The organism is Pseudomonas sp. MS15a(2019), from assembly GCF_013277805.1.
Lineage (GTDB): Bacteria > Pseudomonadota > Gammaproteobacteria > Pseudomonadales > Pseudomonadaceae > Chryseomonas > Chryseomonas benzopyrenica.
The window spans coordinates 221,408-239,400 of sequence record NZ_VBTN01000014.1 but is presented as its reverse complement, the minus strand read 5'-3'; the positions used below and the strand labels follow the sequence as shown (position 1 = coordinate 239,400).

The 17,993-nt window shown below is 67.8% G+C and carries 19 protein-coding genes; 11 read left to right on the top strand and 8 right to left on the bottom strand.

Translation table 11 applies throughout. From position 1 onward, the window contains the following. Positions 1 to 18: 18 nt before the first annotated feature. Together FEZ61_RS21075 and FEZ61_RS21070 are read right to left on the bottom strand one after the other, a co-directional pair. Positions 19 to 741 carry a pirin family protein gene (locus FEZ61_RS21075; protein ID WP_173150330.1) on the bottom strand — a complete coding sequence of 241 codons (723 nt, stop codon included), beginning with the start codon at positions 739 to 741 and terminating at the stop codon, positions 19 to 21. A gap of 162 nt (positions 742 to 903) precedes the next feature. Then, entirely contained in the window at positions 904 to 2,127 is a 1,224-nt protein-coding gene (locus FEZ61_RS21070; RefSeq protein WP_173150328.1) for an MFS transporter, read from the bottom strand. Positions 2,128 to 2,224: 97 nt separating this feature from the next. Here FEZ61_RS21070 and FEZ61_RS21065 point away from each other — a divergent pair, with 97 nt between their 5' ends. Continuing rightward, entirely contained in the window at positions 2,225 to 3,145 is a 921-nt protein-coding gene (locus tag FEZ61_RS21065; protein WP_068385054.1) for a LysR family transcriptional regulator, read from the top strand. A gap of 36 nt (positions 3,146 to 3,181) precedes the next feature. On the opposite strand, the gene FEZ61_RS21060 is transcribed toward FEZ61_RS21065, so the two are convergent. Further along, entirely contained in the window at positions 3,182 to 3,589 is a 408-nt protein-coding gene (locus tag FEZ61_RS21060; RefSeq protein WP_064309324.1) for a DoxX family protein, read from the bottom strand. Positions 3,590 to 3,876: 287 nt separating this feature from the next. Here FEZ61_RS21060 and FEZ61_RS21055 point away from each other — a divergent pair, with 287 nt between their 5' ends. The 8 genes from FEZ61_RS21055 (at position 3,877) to FEZ61_RS21020 (ending at position 11,480) form a co-directional block, all read left to right on the top strand. Then, positions 3,877 to 4,302, top strand: coding sequence for a DoxX family protein (locus FEZ61_RS21055; RefSeq protein WP_017641110.1), 426 nt, complete (start codon positions 3,877 to 3,879; stop codon positions 4,300 to 4,302). Further along, the gene (locus FEZ61_RS21050) at positions 4,299 to 4,928 is read left to right on the top strand and encodes an antibiotic biosynthesis monooxygenase (RefSeq protein WP_064309323.1); all 630 of its coding nucleotides are present in this window, start codon (positions 4,299 to 4,301) and stop codon (positions 4,926 to 4,928) included. Before FEZ61_RS21055 ends, FEZ61_RS21050 begins: the two co-directional genes overlap by 4 nt. Beyond that, positions 4,925 to 5,743 (top strand): alpha/beta hydrolase, encoded by an 819-nt coding sequence (locus FEZ61_RS21045; RefSeq protein WP_064309322.1) that lies wholly within the window; start codon positions 4,925 to 4,927, stop codon positions 5,741 to 5,743. The genes FEZ61_RS21050 and FEZ61_RS21045 overlap by 4 nt, the downstream gene beginning before the upstream one ends. 165 nt (positions 5,744 to 5,908) lie before the next feature. Next, the gene (locus tag FEZ61_RS21040; RefSeq protein WP_064309321.1) at positions 5,909 to 7,750 is read left to right on the top strand and encodes an amidohydrolase; all 1,842 of its coding nucleotides are present in this window, start codon (positions 5,909 to 5,911) and stop codon (positions 7,748 to 7,750) included. 11 nt (positions 7,751 to 7,761) lie between these two features. After that, complete coding sequence (locus FEZ61_RS21035; protein ID WP_173150326.1) at positions 7,762 to 9,357, top strand: MFS transporter; 1,596 nt, start codon at positions 7,762 to 7,764, stop codon at positions 9,355 to 9,357. A gap of 48 nt (positions 9,358 to 9,405) precedes the next feature. Then, entirely contained in the window at positions 9,406 to 10,029 is a 624-nt protein-coding gene (gene ycaC, locus FEZ61_RS21030; protein WP_017641105.1) for an isochorismate family cysteine hydrolase YcaC, read from the top strand. 68 nt (positions 10,030 to 10,097) lie between these two features. After that, positions 10,098 to 11,006: a LysR substrate-binding domain-containing protein gene (locus FEZ61_RS21025; protein ID WP_173150324.1), complete on the top strand. Its 909-nt coding sequence runs from the start codon at positions 10,098 to 10,100 to the stop codon at positions 11,004 to 11,006. Positions 11,007 to 11,111: 105 nt separating this feature from the next. Then, a complete protein-coding gene (locus FEZ61_RS21020; protein WP_068385040.1) occupies positions 11,112 to 11,480 on the top strand; it encodes a hypothetical protein in 369 nt (122 codons plus the stop codon). A 497-nt stretch (positions 11,481 to 11,977) separates the two neighbouring features. Here the strand turns inward: FEZ61_RS21020 and FEZ61_RS21015 are convergent, their stop codons facing one another. Then, positions 11,978 to 12,853, bottom strand: coding sequence for a LysR substrate-binding domain-containing protein (locus FEZ61_RS21015; protein WP_173150322.1), 876 nt, complete (start codon positions 12,851 to 12,853; stop codon positions 11,978 to 11,980). A 102-nt stretch (positions 12,854 to 12,955) separates the two neighbouring features. Between FEZ61_RS21015 and FEZ61_RS21010 the strand changes: the two genes are divergently transcribed. Together FEZ61_RS21010 and FEZ61_RS21005 are read left to right on the top strand one after the other, a co-directional pair. Further along, entirely contained in the window at positions 12,956 to 14,143 is a 1,188-nt protein-coding gene (locus tag FEZ61_RS21010; RefSeq protein WP_173150320.1) for an MFS transporter, read from the top strand. Positions 14,144 to 14,249: 106 nt separating this feature from the next. After that, complete coding sequence (locus FEZ61_RS21005) at positions 14,250 to 14,534, top strand: hypothetical protein (RefSeq protein ID WP_064309315.1); 285 nt, start codon at positions 14,250 to 14,252, stop codon at positions 14,532 to 14,534. On the opposite strand, the gene FEZ61_RS21000 is transcribed toward FEZ61_RS21005, so the two are convergent. From FEZ61_RS21000 to FEZ61_RS20985, 4 genes are all read right to left on the bottom strand, one after another. Further along, on the bottom strand, positions 14,507 to 15,418 hold the full coding sequence (locus FEZ61_RS21000; protein ID WP_173150318.1) for a LysR family transcriptional regulator: 912 nt from the start codon (positions 15,416 to 15,418) through the stop codon (positions 14,507 to 14,509). The two genes, FEZ61_RS21005 and FEZ61_RS21000, sit on opposite strands and share 28 nt — an antisense overlap. Positions 15,419 to 15,590: 172 nt before the next feature. Continuing rightward, on the bottom strand, positions 15,591 to 16,691 hold the full coding sequence (ychF, locus tag FEZ61_RS20995) for a redox-regulated ATPase YchF (RefSeq protein WP_017641092.1): 1,101 nt from the start codon (positions 16,689 to 16,691) through the stop codon (positions 15,591 to 15,593). Between the two features lie 37 nt (positions 16,692 to 16,728). Next, on the bottom strand, positions 16,729 to 17,313 hold the full coding sequence (gene pth / locus FEZ61_RS20990; RefSeq protein WP_173150316.1) for an aminoacyl-tRNA hydrolase: 585 nt from the start codon (positions 17,311 to 17,313) through the stop codon (positions 16,729 to 16,731). 34 nt (positions 17,314 to 17,347) lie between these two features. Then, positions 17,348 to 17,971, bottom strand: a complete 624-nt coding sequence (locus FEZ61_RS20985) for a 50S ribosomal protein L25/general stress protein Ctc (RefSeq protein ID WP_017641090.1) — start codon at positions 17,969 to 17,971, stop codon at positions 17,348 to 17,350. Positions 17,972 to 17,993: the final 22 nt, after the last annotated feature.

Below are 17,993 nucleotides of genomic sequence, written 5' to 3'. Positions count from 1 at the left end.
TTAGCGAGCAAATCGTAGTCAGGGCATTTGCGGCAGTTCGTTGGGCCGCAGATCAAACACCAGCACCTCGGCATCGGTCCCGTGGGCCAGCTGCAGCTCGCGCTCGCCGCGCAGCCTTGCGCCGTCACCAGCCTGCAGCAGGACGCCGTTCAGCTCCAGGCTGCCGCGGGCGACGTGCACATAGGCATGGCGCTCGGGCGCCAGTTGCAGGCTGGCGCCTTCGCTGCCGTCGAACAGACCGGCGTAGACCCGGGCGTCCTGGCGTACTTCCAGCGAGCCCTCGGCGCCGTCCGGCGAGATGATCAGGGCCAGACGACCACGCTTGGCCTCGGCGCTGAAGTGCTGCTGCTGGTAGCGCGGTTCGGCGCGGCGCACGTTGGGCACGATCCAGATCTGCAGGAAGTGCACACTCTCGCGCTCGGAATGGTTGAACTCGCTGTGGCTGACGCCACTGCCGGCGCTCATCAGCTGGACGTCGCCCGGGCGGATCACCGAACCGGTGCCCAGGCTGTCCTGGTGCTCCAGTGCGCCTTCGAGCACATAGGAGAATATCTCCATGTCGCGGTGCGGGTGCTCGCCGAAGCCCTGGCCCCCGGTCACGGTGTCGTCGTTGATCACCAGCAGGTCGGAGAAGCCCTGTTCCGCCGGATTGCGGTAGCTGGCGAAGGAGAAGGTGTGGAAGGACTTGAGCCAGCCGTGGTTGGCGGCGCCGCGATCGGAAGCTTTACGAATGGCCAGCATGATGAGGCTCCTTGTCTGAGTGGGGCGCGGTCTGTTCCGACGCCATGGAAGTCATCCTACTGTGGCGCCCCGGTTTGATTAACGAGCTGGAAGGAGAATGGTCGTCCTGTTCTGGTTGACGATGCCTTCAGCCAAAGGGTGCCGTGCTGTTTACCGTGATCGTTACTCCAGGCGCGGACGGGCAGGCCAGAGCCGTACCGCCAGAGCCAGCAGGGCGGTCGCCAGCGCCAGGCCGGCAACGCCATTCCAGCCCAGGTGGGCCAGCAGCAGACTGCCCAGCGCCGCGCCGCTGGCCATGCCGATGAACATGCCAGTGAAGAGCACCGCGTTGAGGCGGCTGCGCGCCTCGGGTTCCAGGCCGTAGACCTGGGCCTGGTGGGCGATCAGAGTGGCCTGGACGCCGAGATCGAAGACCACCGTCGCCAGCGCCACCAGCACCAGACCGGCCACGCCCGGCAGCCAGGGCAGCAGGAGCAGGCTGGCGAAGGCCAGGGCCGCCAGGCCGATGCCCAGGCGTGTCACCCATTCCGAGCCGTGGCGATCCGCCAGGCGGCCGGCCCAGGGCGCGGCCAGGGCACCGGCGGCACCGGCCAGGCCGAAGGCGCCGGCGGCGGCGCTGCCCAACTGGAAGGGCTCGGCATGCAGATAGAGGGCGAGGGTCGACCAGAAGGCGCTGAAGCCCACGGACAGCAGCCCTTGCGCCAGGGTCGCCCGGCGCAGGGCGGCATGCTGGCGCCAGAGGGCACCCAGGGAGCCGAGCAGGGCCGGATAGCTGAGCCGGGTGGTGGCGGCGAAGGCCGGCAGACCACGCCAGACCGCCACGGCGATGGCGGCGATGCTGAGGGCGGCGAACAGATAGACCGCGCGCCAGCCCAGCCACTCGCCCACCAGGCCGCTCACCACCCGCGACAGCAGGATGCCCAGCAGCAGCCCCGTCATCACCGTGCCGACGATGCGCCCGCGCTCGGCCGGCGGCGCCAGGGTCGCGGCGGCGGGCACCAGGTCCTGGGCCACGGTGGCGGCCAGGCCGGTGACCAGACTGGCCACCAGCAGCCCGTGCAACCCCGGCGCCAGACTGGCGCCGAGCAGCGCCAGCAGTAGCACGGCCAGCTTGGCCAGGATGATGCGGCGGCGATCGAAGCGATCACCCAGGGGCGCGAGCAGCAGCAGCCCCAGGGCATAGCCGAGTTGGGTGAGGGTGGGGATCAGCCCCACGTCGGCAGCGGGCGCGGGCAGGGCACTGGCCAGGGTGCCCAGCAGGGGCTGGCTGTAATAGAGGTTGGCTACGCTGAGGCCGGCGCCGGTGGCCAGCAGGCCAAGCAGGGCAGGGGATAGACTGCCGCTGTGAGGCGAGGTCTGGCTATGCGAGAGTGGAATGTCGGTCATGGCGATTCTCCGGGTGGGAAGACGATGAGCGCATTCTTCGCCAGAGTGGTCGCTGCCTGTAGCCGAATGCGGGGTACAGGGGGTATACGTAGGCCGTATGAACACCACCTTTACCCATGACCGTCTCGACCTGCTGGAAACCTTCGTGCGTATCGTCGAGGCCGGCAGCCTGTCGGCGGCCGCGCGCCAGCTTGGCACCACCCAGCCCACCGTCAGCCGACGTCTGCAAGCGTTGGAGGGGGCGCTGCAGGTGCGCCTGGTACAGCGCTCGACCCACGCCCTGCGCCTGACCGAGGACGGCCAGCGCTGCTATCGCCAGGCCCAGCAACTGCTCGGCGACTGGCAGGCCTTCGCCGCCGCCTTGCACGGTGCCCATGCCGAGCCCGAGGGACGGCTGCGGGTGGTGATGCCCCATGCCTTCGGCCAGGAGCAGTTGCTCGATCCGCTGGAGACCTATCTGCGGCGCTATCCCGGCATGCAGGTGGACTGGGTGCTCAGCGACCGGGCGCCCAATTTCGTCGCCGATGGCGTCGACTGCGCCATTCGGGTGGGGGTGGTGGAGGATCCGGATACCGTGGCGGTGCGCCTGGGTGATGTGCAGCGCATCCTGGTGGCGGCGCCGGAGCTGGCGAGCACGCTGCAAGCACCCGAGGAGCTGGCGGCACTGCCCTGGATCGCCATGACGCAGTTCTACCAGACCGAACTGCGCCTGCAGCTGGGCGCCACTGGCGAAAGCCGACTGATCCCCTTGCGCCCGCGGCTGGCCACCGAGAGTCTCTTCGTCGCCCGTCATGCCGCGGTGCGTGGTCTGGGCTGCGCGGCGCTGTCGCACTGGATGGTGCGCGAGGACGTCGCCGCGGGACGCCTGGTGCACCTGCTGCCGGAATGGCAGGCCGCGCCCCTGCCAATCTATCTCATCTATCCCTACGCCCGGGTCTACCCGGCGCGGCTGCGCCTGTTCCTCGAACTGGTGCGCGAGGCCTGCGCCAGGATGCTGGATGTGACGGCGCCCGCCTGACCTCAAGGATCAGGCGGGCGCCACGAGCGAGGGCAATCAGGCGAGTCGGGCCGCCCGCACCGGCCGCCAACCATCCAGGCTCAGGGCGCCGGCGCCGAAGGCCGCCACCTGCAGCAGACCACCGGCGATGGCGATGTTCTTGAGGAAGTGGATCAGTTGGTTCTGATCGGCGAACTGGCTGTGGAACACCAGGGCGGTCACCAGGGTGAAGGCGGCCATGGCCAGGGCCACCGGGCGAGTGCGGTAGCCGATCAGCAGGAGGCTGGCGAGTCCCAGCTCCACCACCAGGGCGCCCAGGTAGGCGAGGTCCGGGAAGGGCAGGCCCATGGCGGCGATGTAGCCCTTGGTGGCTGCTGGGGCGAGCAGTTTGCCCACGCCGCTGAACAGGAAGAGGCTGGCGAGCAGCAGGCGGCCGGTGGTGGCGGTGAGGGCTTGGGTGTTCATCGTTGACTGTCCTTTTCCAGGTCTGGCATCCGGCTTGGATGCGATGGGGCAAGCTTACTGTCCACTCGATTTCCGAATAAGTAGTATTGGGGTGTTAAACAGTCACCCTCAGGTTGACTATCTTCCCGTTGCTGCAACCTGAATCCTTTCAGCTACACGCCACAGCACAGGCGTACAAAAACCAGCACAGACGTCCAAGGCCGTCCGCCGTCGTCCGGGCGAAAGTTCGCTCCATCGACGGCGCGAGGTCTCTCTCGCAGCCGACTCTTTCATCAGGGGGATGGGTCATGGGAAGCGTGAGGCTGGATCTGGGACTCCTGTTCCTGCGCCTGGGCGGCGCCGGGCTGCTCCTGGCGGTGCATGGTCTGCCCAAGGCGCTGCACTTTCGCCAGCAGCTTGGCCTGATCGAAGACCCGCTGCACCTGGGCGCCTGGCCGACGCTGGGCTTCGCCGTCTTCGCCGAGGTGCTCTGTCCGTTGCTGATCGCCCTGGGCTGGGCGACGCGCCTGGCCTGCCTGCCGATCCTCGGGTTGCTGCTGATCGCCCTGCTGGTGGTGCACCCCGAGTGGTCTCTGGAGCAGGGTCAGTTCGGTTGGCTGCTGCTGGTGCTGTTCGGCACCCTGGCGCTCACCGGGCCCGGTCGTTATTCACTGGAAGCCCGGCTGGTCAGGCGTCACGCCGCTCAGGGTGGTTTCGCGAGGGCCCTGTCATGAGCGCCACACGCGGGCAGGACCTGCATCAGGCGCACAGTCGCATCGTCACCCTGGTGATCCGCCACCAGCCCCTGGCCGGCCAGCAGGACGCCTATCAGCGCTGGCTGCAGCGCGCGGTCACCGCTGCCCGTGAAGCCTGTGGCCATCTCGGTGTGGATGTCATCCCGCCGGCCGAGGCAGGCACCGCCTTCACCACCCTGGTGCGTTTCGCCGACGTCGAGCGGCTGCAGGCCTGGCTGGCTTCGCCGGAACGTCAGGCGCTGATCGCCGAGGTGGCACCGCTGCTCCGCGAGGCCGATGCGCCCGAGGTGCATGCCGACGCCGAGTTCTGGTTCAACCCGCCGCGCCCCGGCGTGCGCCAGCCACCGGCCTGGAAGCAGGCGGTGCTGACCTACCTGGTGATCGCGCCCCTGACCATGCTGATCCCACCACTGTGGCAGCCGCTGTTCGCGCGCTATCCGCTGCTGGCCGGCCCGGTGCCGAGCAACCTGCTGATCACCCTGTGCATCGTGCCGCTGGTGGTGTTCCTGATCATGCCGAGGGTGAGCCGCCTGTGCGCGCCCTGGCTCAACGCCCGCTCGGGCGCCTTTTCCACTCCTTCCACCCTTAGAGGCGAACAACCATGAGCACCTTCACCACCCGCGATGGCGTCGAGATCTATTTCAAGGACTGGGGCAGCGGCAAGCCCGTGCTGTTCAGCCACGGCTGGCCGCTGGACGCCGACATGTGGGAGTACCAGATGCACCACCTGGCCAGCCACGGCTATCGCGCCATCGCCTTCGACCGCCGTGGTTTCGGGCGCTCCGGCCAGCCGTGGAATGGCTATGACTACGACACCTTCGCCGACGACATCAAGGAGCTGATCGAGCACCTGGATCTGCGCGACGTCACCCTGGTGGGCTTCTCCATGGGCGGTGGCGATGTCAGCCGCTACCTGGCGCGCCATGGCTCGGCGCGGGTCGCCAAGCTGGCGCTGCTCGGCGCCGTCACCCCGCTGTTCGGGCAGAAGCCGGACTTCCCCCAGGGCGTCGACCAGGGCGTCTTCGACGGCATCCGCGGCGGTCTGCTGCAAGACCGCGCCCAGTTCCTCGCCGACTTCGCGCCAGTGTTCTATGGCACCAACCAGGGCCAGACGGTCTCCGCGGGCGTCTTCACCCAGACCCTCAACATCGCCCTGCTGGCTTCGCTGAAAGGCACCCTGGATTGCGTCACCGCCTTCTCCGAGACCGACTTCCGTCCGGACATGGCCAAGATCGACGTGCCGACCCTGGTGATCCACGGCGACGCCGACCAGGTGGTGCCCTTCGCGACCACCGGCAAGCTGGCGGCCGAGCTGATCCGTGGCGCCGAGCTCAAGGTGTACGCCGGCGCCCCCCACGGCTTCGCGGTGACCCACGCCGCGCAGTTGAACCAGGACCTGCTGGCCTTCGTCGCCCGCTGACCACCCGCCCGGTCAGCAGCAGACGCTGCCCGGGTCGCGAGTACGGTTATGAGCCAAGAACCCCTGGACCCTCAACGCCGCCGCGCCCTTCTGTTGGGCGCCGCCGGCGCGCTCTGGTCCGTCCTGCCCCTGGCCGGACGCGCCGACACTGCCTCTGGAGGCACCATGCAACACGCCGATCTGATCCTGCACAACGGCAAGCTCCACACCGTCGATCCCGAGCGCCCCGCGGCGACCGCGGTCGCCATCAAGGACGGCGTCTTTCTTGCCGTGGGTAGCGATAGCGACGTCATGGCCCATCGCGGCCCGGGCACCCAGGTGGTCGACCTGCGCGGTCGCCGCGCCATCCCGGGCCTCAACGACTCCCACCTGCACCTGATCCGCGGTGGCCTGAACTACAACCTGGAACTGCGCTGGGAGGGCGTGCCCTCGCTGGCCGATGCCCTGCGCATGCTCAAGGACCAGGCCGAGCGTACCCCTGCGCCCCAGTGGGTGCGGGTAGTGGGCGGCTGGAACGAATTCCAGTTCGCCGAGCGCCGGCTGCCGACCCTGGAGGAGCTCAACCAGGCCGCGCCGGACACCCCGGTGTTCATCCTGCACCTTTATGACCGGGCCCTGCTCAACCGCGCCGCCCTGCGTGTCGTGGGCTACACCAAGGACACGCCCAATCCGCCAGGCGGCGAGATCCAGCGCGACGCCCGGGGCGAGCCCACCGGCATGCTCATCGCCCGGCCTAACGCCATGATCCTCTATGCCACCCTGGCCAAGGGGCCCAAGCTGCCGCTGGAATACCAGGTCAACTCCACGCGCCAGTTCATGCGTGAACTCAATCGCCTGGGCCTGACCAGCGCCATCGACGCCGGCGGCGGCTTCCAGAACTACCCGGACGACTACCAGGTCATCCAGGAGCTGGCCGATGCCGACCAGCTCACCGTACGCATCGCCTACAACCTCTTCACCCAGCGGCCCAAGGAAGAGCTGGCCGACTTCAAGAACTGGACCAGCAGCGTCACCCTGCACCAGGGCACCGACTTCCTCCGCCACAACGGCGCCGGCGAGATGCTGGCCTTCTCGGCGGCCGACTTCGAGGACTTCCTTGAACCGCGCCCGGACCTGCCGTCCAGCATGGAAGCCGATCTGGAGCCCGTGGTGCGCCACCTGGTGGAGCAACGCTGGCCGTTCCGCCTGCACGCCACCTACGACGAATCCATCTCACGCATGCTCGACGTCTTCGAGCGGGTCAATCGCGACGTGCCCTTCAACGGGCTGCCCTGGTTCTTCGACCACGCCGAGACCATCAGTCCGCGCAACATCGAGCGGGTCAAGGCCCTCGGCGGCGGCATCGCCATCCAGGACCGCATGGCCTTCCAGGGCGAATACTTCGTCGACCGCTATGGTGCCAAGGCCGCCGAGCAGACCCCGCCGATCCAGCGGATGCTCGCCGAAGGCGTACCGGTAGGGGCGGGGACCGACGCCACCCGCGTCTCCAGCTACAACCCCTGGACCTCACTGTACTGGATGGTCAGCGGCCGCACCGTCGGCGGCCTGGCGCTCTATCAGGAGGGCCTGCCGCGGGCCACCGCCCTGCAGCTGTTCACCCAGGGCAGTGCCTGGTTCTCCTCGGAACAGGGCAAGAAGGGCCAGTTGCGGGTGGGCCAGTTGGCCGACGTGGCAGTGCTCTCGGCGGACTTCTTCACCGTCGATGAAGAGGCCATCAAGCACCTGGAGTCGGTGCTGACCGTGGTCGGCGGCCGCATCGTCCATGGCGCCGAGGAATTCGATCGCCTCGGCCCGGCGCCCTTGCCGGTCACGCCGGACTGGTCGCCCGTGGTCAAGGTGCCCGGTCACTGGAAGCCCGGCGCGCCCCTGCAGGCTGCCGTGCACCAGTGCGCCGGCGCCTGTTCCGTGCATGGCCACGGCCATGAGCGGGCGCGCCAGAGCCAGGTACCGGTCAGCGACTTCAGCGGCTTCTGGGGCGCCTTCGGCTGCTCCTGCTTCAGCTTCTGAGGACCGCCACCATGACCGCCGCCGCCTTGAACCCCAACGCCGCCTCGCCCTGGCAGCCACTGCGTCAGCGCACCTTCCGCTGGCTGTGGCTGGCCAGCATCGCGTCCAACATCGGTACCTGGATGCACGAGGTGGGCGCCGGCTGGCTGATGACCTCGCTGTCCGCCAGCCCCCTGGCGGTGGCCCTGGTCCAGGTGGCGGGGGCGTTGCCGATGTTCCTGCTGGCGCTGCCAGCCGGCGCCCTGGCCGACATCGTCGACCGCCGCCGCTACCTGCTCGGCGTACAGCTATGGATGGCCACGGTGGCCCTGGCTCTGGCCGGGCTGACCCTGGCCGGCTGGATGACCGTACCGCTGCTCCTGGGGCTGACCCTGGCCATGGGCGTGGGCACGGCGCTGATGCTGCCGGCCTGGTCGGCGCTCACCCCCGAGCTGGTGGACAAGCGCGAGCTGCCGGCGGCCATCGCCCTGTCCAGCCTGGGCATGAACGTGGCCCGTGCCCTGGGGCCGGCCCTGGCCGGGGTGCTGGTCAGCCTGGCCGGTCCCTGGCTGACCTTCGCCCTTAACGCCGTTTCCTTCCTTGCCGTCATCGTCGCGCTCCTGACCTGGCGGCGCCAACCTGCAGCCGCCGTGCTGCCCGCGGAGCGCCTCTTGGGCGCCGTCCGGGTCGGTTTCCGCTATGCCCGCAGCTCGCTCCAGCTGCAGGTGGTGCTGGCCCGGACCGCCGCGTTTTTCCTCGGCGCCAGCGCCGGTATGGCCCTGCTGCCGCTACTGGTACGCCAAACCCTGCAGGGCACCGCCCTGGATTTCGGCATCCTGCTCGGGTGCGTCGGCCTGGGTGCCATCGCCGGCGCCATGCTCCTGCCGCGGCTGCGCGAACGGCTGTCCAGCGACCTGCTGGTGGCGGGTGCCAGTGCGCTCTATGCCCTGGTCCTGCTCGGCCTGGCCTGGATTCGTGACTTCGCCTGGCTGCTGCCGGTGATGCTGGCCAGCGGCCTGGCCTGGATCGCCGTGCTCTCCAGTCTGCAGGTGGCTGCCCAGACCGCCGTGCCCGGCTGGGTGCGCGCCCGTGCCCTGGCCGTCTACATCCTGGTGTTCTTTGGCACCAGCGCCCTGGGCGGCTTCCTCTGGGGCGCCCTGGCCAGCCACTTCTCCCTGAGCGTGGCCCTGAGCGCGGCGGCCGGGGTGCTGCTGGCCGGCATCGGGCTGACCTGGCGCCTGCGCCTGCCGGTCACCCCGGCGGCCGATATCGCCCCCGCACTGCACTGGCCGACACCGATCCTCGACGACTCCCTGGATCGCGAGCGCGGCCCGGTGATGGTCACCCTGGAATACGACATCGCTCCCGAACACGGTCCGGCCTTTCGCCAGGCCATGCAGGCGGTTGGTGCCATGCGCCGACGCAACGGCGCCTTCTCCTGGGCCCTGCTGCAGGACAGCGCCGAGCCGCGCCGCTGGCAGGAATTCTTCTGCGACGAATCCTGGCTGGAACACCTGCGCCACCACCACCGCGTCACCCAGGGCGAACAGCGCCTGGAAGCGGCAGCGCGCCAGTACCAGACCCCCGGCGTACCCATCGCCATTCGCCATCTCCTGGGCGGCGCCTGATGCCGCCCTTCACCCGCAACCCCCAAACCACTCCCTGAGGACTCCACCATGAGCAAGCCCTACAACCGTCTCGACAAGAACGATGCCGTCGTCCTGCTGATCGACCACCAGGCCGGTCTGATCTCGCTGGTCCAGGATTTCACCCCCAGCGACTTCAAGAACAACGTCCTGGCCCTGGCCAACAGCGCCAAGTTCTTTGGCCTGCCCACCATCCTCACCACCAGCTTCGAGCAGGGCCCCAACGGCCCGCTGGTGCCCGAGCTGGTCGAGCTGTTCCCCGAGGCGCCGTACATCGCCCGGCCCGGCCAGATCAACGCCTGGGACAACGAAGACTTCGTCGCCGCCATCAAGGCCACCGGCCGCAAGCAGCTGATCATCGCCGGCGTGGTGACCGACGTCTGCGTGACCTTCCCGGCCCTGGCGGCCATCGCCGAAGGCTTCGACGTCTTCGTGGTGACCGATGCCTCCGGCACCTTCGACAAGACCGTGCAGCAGGCCGCCTGGGCGCGCATGAGCGCCGCTGGCGTGCAGCTGATGAACTGGTTCAGCGTCGCCTGCGAACTGCACCGCGACTGGCGCAACGACATCGAGGGCCTGGGTGCCCTGCTGTCCAACCACATCCCCAACTACCGCAACCTGATGACCAGCTACGCCAAGCTGTCCGCCAAGTAAGGGGAACGATGGTCCGGCGCCTCCCTCGGCGCCGGACCATCCCTGCCAGACCTTCGCGGAGGGACGCCGTGAACCGCAACGACCTGCGCCGCATCGACCTGCACCTCTTGGTGGTGTTCGAAAGCCTGATGCACGAGCGCAATCTCACCCGCACCGCGGAAAAACTCTTTCTCGGCCAGCCGGCCATCAGCGCCGCCCTGGTGCGCCTGCGGCAATTCTTCGACGATCCGCTGCTGGTGCGCAGTGGCCGCACCATGGAACCCACGCCGCGCGCCCTAGCCATCCTCGCACGCCTGCAACCGGCCCTGGACGGTCTGTCCAATGCCCTCAGCGAGGTCGACGACTTCGATCCCGACGCCAGCCGTGCGGTCTTTCGCCTGGGCATGTCCGACGATGTCGAATGCGGTCTGCTGCCGCCGCTGCTGGCCCATCTGCGCGAGGTGGCGCCGCACTGCGTGCTGGTGGTGCGCAACGCCAACTTCCTGCTCTTGCCCGGCCTGCTGGCCAGTGGCGAAGTCTCCCTGGGCATCAGCTACACCACCCAGCTGCCGGCCAATGCCAAGTGCCGCACCCTGAGGCACATCCGCGCCCTGGTGGTGCGCGCCGACGCCGATCCCGCGCCCCTGACCTTGGACGACTATTGCGCGCGGCCCCATGTGCTGGTGTCCATGTCCGGCGATCTCTGCGGCAACATCGACGACGACCTGGCGCGCCTTGGGCGCAGCCGCAAGGTGGCCCTGGGCGTGCCCCACTTCAACGGTCTCGGCGCCTTGCTGGCGGGCAGCGACCTGCTCGCCACGGTGCCCGACTACGCCGCCCAAGCCCTGGCCGCCAGCGGCGTCCTGCGCATCGAGGAGCCGCCGTTTCCCATCGTCCCGGCCAAGCTGTCGCTGGTCTGGCGCGCCGCCCAGGACCAGGATCCCGGCGAGCGCTGGTTGCGCGGCGAGATCGTCAGATTCATGGGCGAGACCTCCTAGCGAACTGGGCTATCAGCCACGTCGATATGCGCTATCCGCCGGTACGATTTATTGGCGAGGGGGTTGGCTTTCTAGGATGGCTGCATGTCTTCCGGAGCCACGCCCATGAACCTCGCCACCTTCCGCAACGCCCTCCGCCTGCTGGCCTGCGCCGGCTTCCTCGCCCTGCTGGGCGGCTGCGCCAACTCCCACAACGCCTACCTCAAGGATGGCAGCACGGCCTACCTGGTGCAGTGCAACGGAGTCTTCGGCCGCTGGTCCGGCTGCGCCGGCGAGGCGGCCGCACGCTGCCCCACCGGCAGCTACCAGGTCCTTGCCCGCAACCACCTGGACGGCGCCAGCGAAGCCCAGGCCGAGGCCAGCGTCGCCGGCCAGTCCTATCCGGTGCGCAACCTGCTGGTGCAGTGTCAGGGCGAACAACTGGCCTGGCGAGTGGGCAACTTCGTGCGCCGGCTACCGGTGAGCGAGGGCTAAGGGTAGCTCAGCGGGCTGCCGCGTTTTCCAGGCTGTGGCGCTGCAGTCAGACCGTAGGTTGGGTTGAGACGGCTCCAGCGTCGAAGCCCAACAGGGATGCTCAGCCTTGGGCAATGTTGGGCTTCGCTGCGCTCAACCCAACCTACGAGTGTCCGTAGGCGCGGCGCATCGGCGGACCACCAGCGCCGCTATAAAGCGCGCGGACGGCGGTCAGATCGTAGGTTGGATTGAGATGGCTCCAGCGTCGAAGCCCAACAGGGATGTTCAGCCTTAGGCGATGTTGGGCGTCGCTGCGCTCAACCCCACCTGCGCGGGCTATTAGCCGTAGCCGCATCGGCGGACCACCATGCGCGCGGACGGCGGTCAGACCGTAGGTTGGGTTGAGACGGCTCCATCGTCGAAGCCCAACAGGGATGCTCAGCCTTGGGCAATGTTGGGCGTCGATGCGCTCAACCCAACCTACGAGGGCGCCGTAGGCGCGGCCGCAGCGGCGAAGGCTACTCCGCCAGGGCCTCTTCCAGCACCTTGAGGAATTCCCGCGTCGCCGGCGTCGGCAGCGGCGACCAGATGGCATGGACGTTACGCTGGGGCGCATCGCTGACCGGCACCCGGGCGAGGCCGGCAAAGGTACTGGCGATACTGTCAGGCACCAGACCGATCGCCAGCCCGCGCCGGACGAAGCGTTCCAGCAACTGCATGTTGCCCGTCTCGAAACGCACCCGGTGGGGCAGACCCAGGGCGGCGAAGGCCTCGTCGGTCTGCCGCCGGGCGCCGCTGCCGGCGGGCAGGTCCACCAGCGGCAGATCCACCAGTTCGTGCAGCGACAGCCTTTCCCGCCCCGCCAGGGCGTGCGCGGCGGGCAGCACCGCCACCAGTTCCTCGCTGAGCAGCAGGCGGCTGGCCACCGCCTCCAGGGCCACCTGGCGCGACAGGCCGATCAGGGCGAAATCCAGTTGTCGCTCGCGCACCGCCGCCAGCAGCGTCTCGCTCTTGTCCTGGCGCAGCCGGATGTCCACCTGGGGATGGCGGGCATGGAAGGTGGCCAGCAACTCGACGATATCCAGACGGGGCACCGAGGAGATCAGGCCCAGTGTCAGGGTGCCGCGAATGGCGCCGACCGCGGCGGCCACGTCCTGCTGCAGCCTTTCCACCACGGCCAGCGCCTGCCGCGCCTGGACCAACAGCGCCTCGCCGGCGGGGGTGAGGCGCACCTGCCGCGGCAGGCGTTCGAACAGGGTAGCGCCCAGTTCGGCTTCCAGGCGGGCGATCTGGTGACTGAGCGCCGACTGCACCACATGACAACGCTCGGCGGCGCGGGTGAAGTGGCGCTCCTCGGCTAGGGCGACGGCGAATTCCAGTTGCTTGAGGTTCATGGCGCTATCTTGAAATGAGATCGAAACCATCTTAACGATTCATTTAACCGATGGCTGCCGTTGTCCGATACTGACCAGCCTCTCTCTTGCCGGAACCTGCGGATGTCGACTCCCACGCCTCCTCTCAGCCGCTGGCTGACCCTGCTCATGGCCGTCGCCACCGGTATCGCCGTGGCCAGCAACTACTACAACCAGCCGCTACTGCACACCATCGCCCAGCGCTTCGACCTCAGTTATACCCAGGCGGGCAGCATCGTCACCACCGCCCAGCTCAGCTATGCCGCCGGTCTCCTGCTGCTGGTGCCCCTGGGGGATCTCCTGGAGCGCCGCCGGCTGATCGTCACCATGAGTGTGATCGCCGCCGCCGGCCTGGCCCTGAGTGCCACCGCCACCAGCCTGACCTGGCTGCTAGTGGGCACCGCCATGACCGGACTCTTCTCGGTGGTGGCCCAGGTGCTGGTGCCCTTCGCCGCGACCCTGGCCGCGCCGGAGCAGCGGGGCAGGGCGGTGGGCACCGTCATGAGCGGACTCATCCTCGGCATCCTGCTGGCCCGCACCGTGGCCGGGGCGCTGTCGTCCCTGGGCGACTGGCGTACCGTCTACGCCGTGGCGGCCGGGCTGATGCTGGCCACCGCCCTGGCCCTGCGCCTGGCGCTGCCGCGCTATCAGCAGTCGGCGGGCCTGAGCTACCCACGGCTGCTGGGCTCGGTGTTCGTGCTCTTGCGCGACGAACCCCTGCACCGGCTGCGCACCCTGCTGGGCTGTCTGGGCTTCGCCGTCTTCGCGGTGTTCTGGACGCCCCTGGCCTTTCTGCTCGCCGCCGAGCCCTATGGCTTCAGCGATGGCACCATCGGCCTGTTCGGTCTCGCCGGCGCGGTGGGCGCCCTAGCGGCCAACCTGGCCGGGCGCATGGCCGACCAGGGCAAGGGTGGTCTCGCCACCAGCATCGGCCTGGCCTCCCTGACACTCGCCTGGCTGCCCCTGGCCTTCGCCCAGCAGTCGCTGGCGGCGCTGCTGGTCGGCATCCTGGTGCTGGATCTCGCCGTGCAGCTCAGCCACGTCAGCAACCAGAACGTGGTCTATCGCCTGCGCCCGGAAGCCCGCAGCCGCCTCAACGCCGGCTACATGACCGGCTACTTCCTCGGCGGCTCCCTAGGTTCGCTGCTGTCGGCGCGGCTGTACGAGCACTTCGGCTGGACCGGCGTCAGCCTGGCCGGATGCCTGCTGGCCGCCACGGCGCTGGCCGTCTGGTGCCTGTTCCTGCTGCGCCAGCGTCAGGCGCGGGCCTGAGCGTCATCATCAGCGCGGTCGATGATCGCTATCCCGCGGGACGATTTCTAGGCGCGGGGTGGGCTGGCGACAATGAGTCCACACCCACCCGACACAGGTACTAGCCATGAAAGCCCTCACCGCCCTCTTCGCTGCCACCCTGCTCACCACCGCCATCGCCCAATCCGCCCAGGCCGAGGAAAGCGCCCTGCGCCCCCTGGGTTCGCTGATCGAAAAGCACCAGCAGCAGGATCGGACCCTGGCTGAAAACGGTGCCGATCGCAGCCTGCAACCCTCGATCCAGCGCCAGCAGCAGCGCCTCGACCCGCGCCGCGCCCTGGCCGCCGACGGCGCCGAGCGAACCCTCCAGCAGTGGCCCCAGCGTCAACCGACCCGCGGCGCCGTGGCGTGAGTCGGCTGAACCGTCAGGCGGTCGCGCAGATAGTCCGAGAACAGTTGGACGATGCGCGCCGACTGACGATGCTGGGGATAGACCGCATAGACCGCCGCGCTGGGCAGGGCGAAGTCTTCCAGCACCTGTACCAGCGCCCCTGAGGCCAGCGCCGCGCCGATGATGAAGGTCGGCAGCACCGCGATGCCCTGACCGGCAATGGCCGCATCCCGCACCACCTCACCGTTGTTGGCCCGGAGCTGACCCTGCATGGGCAGTACCAGCGGCTTGCCTCCGCGCTGAAAGCGCCATTCCACCTGGCGACTATGGCCATAGAGCAGACAGCTGTGCTCGGCCAGATCCTCCGGCTGCAGCAGCGGCGGCGCCTTCTGTAGATAATCCGGACTGGCACAGGTCACCAGTTGCATCTCGGTCAGCCGCTTGGCGATCAGGCTGGAATCGGCCAGGGTACCGATGCGGATCGACATGTCGTAGCCCTCGGCGAGCAGATCCACCGCCCGGTCATTGAGATCCAGCTCCAGGCGGATCTGCGGATAGGCCGAGAGAAAATCCGGCAGCAGGGGACTCAGGTGCAGGGTGCCGAAGGTCATGGGCGCACTGACTCTCAGCACCCCCTGGGGCACCGTCCGCCGGCTGGAGAGCAATTCCTCGGTGTCGTTGACGTCCTCGAGGATCTTCACCGCCCGCTCATAGAGCAGCATTCCCAGTTCGGTCGCCTGCAGGCGTCGCGTGGTGCGATTGAGCAGCCGCACCCCCAGACTTTCCTCCAGTGCCATGGTCCGCCGGCTGACGAACTGCTTGGACAGCCCCAGCTTGTCGGCGGCGGCGGTGAAGCTGCCCTCGTTCAGGGTGGTGACGAATAGGCGCAGGTCATCGAAATTCATGGCGGCATCCAGGCAGCGGAAGAAGCTTTCGCGGGTTGCCGCGAGCGACCGTCATTGTGCCAAATCGACGATCTATGAGCCGTGCCTTTGCGCTGCGACAGTTGATCTCCGCGCAAAAGAAAACCCCCTCGCCACCTTGCGGTGAGGAGGGGGTTCTGGCGTTCGCCGTCGCTTAGACGTTGAAGCGGAAGTGCATGACATCACCGTCCTTGACGATGTAGTCCTTGCCTTCCAGGCGCCACTTGCCTGCTTCCTTGGCGCCGTTCTCGCCCTTGAAGGCGATGAAGTCGTCATAGGCCACCACTTCGGCGCGGATGAAGCCCTTCTCGAAATCGGTGTGGATGGCCGCGGCCGACTGGGGCGCGGTGGCGCCGACGCGGACGGTCCAGGCACGGACTTCCTTCACCCCGGCGGTGAAGTAGGTCTGCAGGTTGAGCAGTTCGTAGCCGGCGCGGATCACCCGGTTCAGGCCCGGCTCTTCCATGCCCATGGACTCGAGGAACATCTGCTTTTCCTCGTCGTCGTCCAGTTCGGCGATTTCCGCCTCGATCTTGTTGCACACCGGCACCACCACGGCGCCTTCTTCCTCGGCGATGGCGCGGACCACGTCCAGGTGCGGGTTATTCTCGAAGCCGTCTTCGGCGACGTTGGCGATGTACATCACCGGCTTGCTGGTCAGCAGGTGGAAGCTGCGCACCAGGCGCTTCTGCTCCTCGTCCAGCCCCTTCATCAGGCTGCGGGCAGGCTTGCCGGCCTCGAAGTGGGGGATCAGCTGTTCCAACAAGGCCTTTTGCGCCAGGGCTTCCTTGTCGCCGCCCTTGGCGTTGCGGGTGACGCGCTGCAGCTGCTTCTCGCAGCTATCGAGGTCGGCGAAGATCAGCTCCAGGTCGATCACCTCAATGTCCCGCTTGGGATCCACCGAATTCGACACGTGGATGACGTTCTCGTCTTCGAAGCAGCGCACCACATGGGCGATGGCATCGGTCTCGCGAATGTTGGCGAGAAACTTGTTGCCCAGGCCTTCACCCTTGGAGGCACCCGCCACCAGGCCGGCGATATCGACGAACTCCATGGTGGTGGGGATCACCCGCTCGGGCTTGACGATCTCCGCCAGGGCGTTCAGCCGCGCATCGGGCATGGGCACGATGCCGCTGTTGGGCTCGATGGTGCAGAAGGGGAAGTTTTCCGCCGCGATACCGGATTGGGTCAGGGCATTGAACAGGGTGGACTTGCCGACGTTGGGCAGGCCGACGATGCCGCAATTGAATCCCATGGTGTGTGTCCTCGCGGAAGAAAAGGAAGAGGGTAGGTCAGGCTTTGCGGCTGTGCAGGCGTTGCATGGCCCGGGTCAGGTCGCCGGAGAGCAGCTCCGGTACCACTTCCAGGGCGGCGTTGATGCTGGTGTCGAGCAGCTCCTGCTCGCTGCGCGGGGCGCGACCCAGCACGAAGTTGGAGACCAGGCTGGCATGCCCCGGATGGCCGATGCCCAGACGTAGACGCTGGAAACCGTTCTGATTGCCGAGCTGGGCGATGATGTCGCGCAGTCCGTTGTGCCCCCCATGGCCGCCGCCGGTCTTGAGGCGGGCGGTGCCGGGTGGCAGGTCGAGTTCGTCATGGGCCACCAAAATGGCCGCCGGCGGGATGCGAAAAAAGCCGGCGAGCGCCGCCACGGCCTGGCCGCTGCGGTTCATATAGGTGGTGGGGATGAGTAGACGAACCTCGTTGCCCGCGTGGCGCAAGCGCCCCACGAGGCCATGATACTTGCGCTCGACAGCCAGGCTCGCGCCTTGGGCGGCCGCCAGTCGCTCAACGAAAAGGGCCCCTGCATTATGCCGGGTCTGGTCGTATTCGGGGCCTGGATTACCCAGGCCGACGATCAGTTGAACGGCAGTCATGTCAGGAGCCCTTCTCTTTCAGGCGTGCGCGAACTTACTCGGCAGTGCCTTCTTCGGCAGCGCCGTCTGCAGCTTCTTCACGGATGCGCGGCAGGTGGATGCTGGCAACCGGCAGATCGCTGCCGTGGGCCAGGGACACCAGCTCGACGCCAGCCGGGACGTTTAGGTCGCTCAGGTGCACGATCTGGTCCAGCTCGACCTTGGCCATGTCGACTTCGATGAATTCCGGCAGGTCTTTCGGCAGGCAGGAGACTTCGACTTCGTTGATGGTGTGCAGGATCTCGCCACCCTGTTGCTTCACGCCCACGGAGGTTTCCTGGTTCATGAAGTGCAGGGGCACGTGAGCGGTCAGCTTCTGACCGGCGATGACGCGCAGGAAGTCGGCGTGCATGACGTAGCCCTTGGAGGGGTGACGCTGCAGGGCCTTGACCAGCACGCTTTCGTTGCTGCCATCAACCTTCAGGGTGATGACGCTGGCGAAGGCGGCTTCGCTTTCCAGCATCTTGGCCAGGTCTTTGCCGACCAGGGTGATGGACGTCGGAGCCTTGTCGCCACCGTAGATCACGGCGGGAACGTTACCGGCATTACGACGCAGGCGGCGGCTCGCACCTTTCCCCAGGTCGGAACGCACTTCGGCATTCAGAGTGAAATCAGACATTGTGAATCTCCAGGATAAGGAA

What these genes read in the sequence shown, in the direction of transcription:
- FEZ61_RS21075 (WP_173150330.1), bottom strand. Translation starts at nt 741, where the DNA reads ATGCTGGCCATTCGTAAAGCTTCCGATCGCGGCGCCGCCAACCACGGC.
- FEZ61_RS21070 (WP_173150328.1), bottom strand. Translation starts at nt 2,127, where the DNA reads ATGACCGACATTCCACTCTCGCATAGCCAGACCTCGCCTCACAGCGGC.
- FEZ61_RS21065 (WP_068385054.1), top strand. Translation starts at nt 2,225, where the DNA reads ATGAACACCACCTTTACCCATGACCGTCTCGACCTGCTGGAAACCTTC.
- FEZ61_RS21060 (WP_064309324.1), bottom strand. Translation starts at nt 3,589, where the DNA reads ATGAACACCCAAGCCCTCACCGCCACCACCGGCCGCCTGCTGCTCGCC.
- FEZ61_RS21055 (WP_017641110.1), top strand. Translation starts at nt 3,877, where the DNA reads ATGGGAAGCGTGAGGCTGGATCTGGGACTCCTGTTCCTGCGCCTGGGC.
- FEZ61_RS21050 (WP_064309323.1), top strand. Translation starts at nt 4,299, where the DNA reads ATGAGCGCCACACGCGGGCAGGACCTGCATCAGGCGCACAGTCGCATC.
- FEZ61_RS21045 (WP_064309322.1), top strand. Translation starts at nt 4,925, where the DNA reads ATGAGCACCTTCACCACCCGCGATGGCGTCGAGATCTATTTCAAGGAC.
- FEZ61_RS21040 (WP_064309321.1), top strand. Translation starts at nt 5,909, where the DNA reads ATGCAACACGCCGATCTGATCCTGCACAACGGCAAGCTCCACACCGTC.
- FEZ61_RS21035 (WP_173150326.1), top strand. Translation starts at nt 7,762, where the DNA reads ATGACCGCCGCCGCCTTGAACCCCAACGCCGCCTCGCCCTGGCAGCCA.
- ycaC (WP_017641105.1), top strand. Translation starts at nt 9,406, where the DNA reads ATGAGCAAGCCCTACAACCGTCTCGACAAGAACGATGCCGTCGTCCTG.
- FEZ61_RS21020 (WP_068385040.1), top strand. Translation starts at nt 11,112, where the DNA reads ATGAACCTCGCCACCTTCCGCAACGCCCTCCGCCTGCTGGCCTGCGCC.
- FEZ61_RS21015 (WP_173150322.1), bottom strand. Translation starts at nt 12,853, where the DNA reads ATGAACCTCAAGCAACTGGAATTCGCCGTCGCCCTAGCCGAGGAGCGC.
- FEZ61_RS21010 (WP_173150320.1), top strand. Translation starts at nt 12,956, where the DNA reads ATGTCGACTCCCACGCCTCCTCTCAGCCGCTGGCTGACCCTGCTCATG.
- FEZ61_RS21005 (WP_064309315.1), top strand. Translation starts at nt 14,250, where the DNA reads ATGAAAGCCCTCACCGCCCTCTTCGCTGCCACCCTGCTCACCACCGCC.
- FEZ61_RS21000 (WP_173150318.1), bottom strand. Translation starts at nt 15,418, where the DNA reads ATGAATTTCGATGACCTGCGCCTATTCGTCACCACCCTGAACGAGGGC.
- ychF (WP_017641092.1), bottom strand. Translation starts at nt 16,691, where the DNA reads ATGGGATTCAATTGCGGCATCGTCGGCCTGCCCAACGTCGGCAAGTCC.
- pth (WP_173150316.1), bottom strand. Translation starts at nt 17,313, where the DNA reads ATGACTGCCGTTCAACTGATCGTCGGCCTGGGTAATCCAGGCCCCGAA.
- FEZ61_RS20985 (WP_017641090.1), bottom strand. Translation starts at nt 17,971, where the DNA reads ATGTCTGATTTCACTCTGAATGCCGAAGTGCGTTCCGACCTGGGGAAA.